The sequence below is a fragment of the Pseudomonas sp. NBRC 111127 genome, assembly GCF_001320345.1.
In the GTDB taxonomy this organism is placed as follows: Bacteria; Pseudomonadota; Gammaproteobacteria; order Pseudomonadales; family Pseudomonadaceae; genus Aquipseudomonas; species Aquipseudomonas juntendi.
On record NZ_BCBD01000335.1, the window covers coordinates 1 to 1,005 of the forward strand.

Here is a 1,005-nt window from a genome sequence, read left to right on the forward strand (position 1 = left end):
GCAAACACGCAGCACCTGGCCGTTGACCGCCCCCGAGCCCGGCTGGCTGAGCCAGGCAATGGCCTCGGCCACGTCCTGTGGGCGACCGCCCTGGCCCAGCGAACTCAAGCGTCGCCCGGCTTCGCGCAGGCCCATGGGCATGGTTGCGGTCATGTGGGTTTCGATGAAGCCGGGGGCCACGGCGTTGATGCTCGCGCCCCGCTCGGCGAGCCTCGGCGCCCAGGCCTGGGCCAGGCCGATCAGCCCGGCCTTGCTGGCGGCATAGTTGGCCTGGCCGCGGTTGCCGGCAATGCCGCTGACCGAGGCCAACAAGGTTATGCGCGCATGTTCACCCAACGCGCCACCGTCAAACAGCGCCTGGGTCAACACCTGTGGCGCCTGCAGGTTGACCGCGAGCACGGCGTCCCAATAGTCCGGGGTCATGTTGGCCAGGGTCTTGTCGCGCGTGATGCCAGCATTGTGCACAACGATGTCTATGGCGTCGGGCAGGGCAGCCAGCAGTTGTGAGGCGGCATCGCTGGCGCAGATGTCCAGCGCCAGGGCCTTGCCGCCAAGCCGGGCAGCGAGCGCATCGAGTTCGCGGCTGGCCTGTGGCACATCCAGCAGCAGAACGTCGGCACCGTCACGTGCCAAGGTTTGCGCAATGGCCGCACCGATACCGCGCGCGGCGCCGGTAACCAGTGCACGGCGGCCAGCCAACGGGCGGGTCCAGTCCTCGACCTGGCTGGCGCAGGCTTCAAGGCGCAGCACCTGGCCGGAGATGAACGCGCTCTTGGGCGAGAGGAAGAAGCGCAAGGCACCTTCCAGTTGGTCTTCAGCGCCGGGGCCGACGTACAGCAACTGAGCGGTTGCGCCATTGCGCAGTTCCTTGGCCAGCGAGCGGCTGAAGCCCTCCAGGGCGCGCTGGGCGATACTGGCCAGCGGGTTGTCGAGGCTTTCCGGTGGCCGGCCCAGCAGCACGACGTGGGCGCACGGGCCCAGGCTGCGCAGCAGCGGCTGGAAAAA

The 1,005-nt window shown here is 68.8% G+C and carries 1 protein-coding gene; it reads right to left on the reverse strand.

Annotated features, from left to right (window positions below; translation table 11 throughout):
- Window positions 1-1,005: 3-oxoacyl-ACP reductase (locus tag APH30_RS27300; RefSeq protein WP_054914261.1), on the reverse strand; the 1,005-nt coding region annotated here is incomplete at both ends.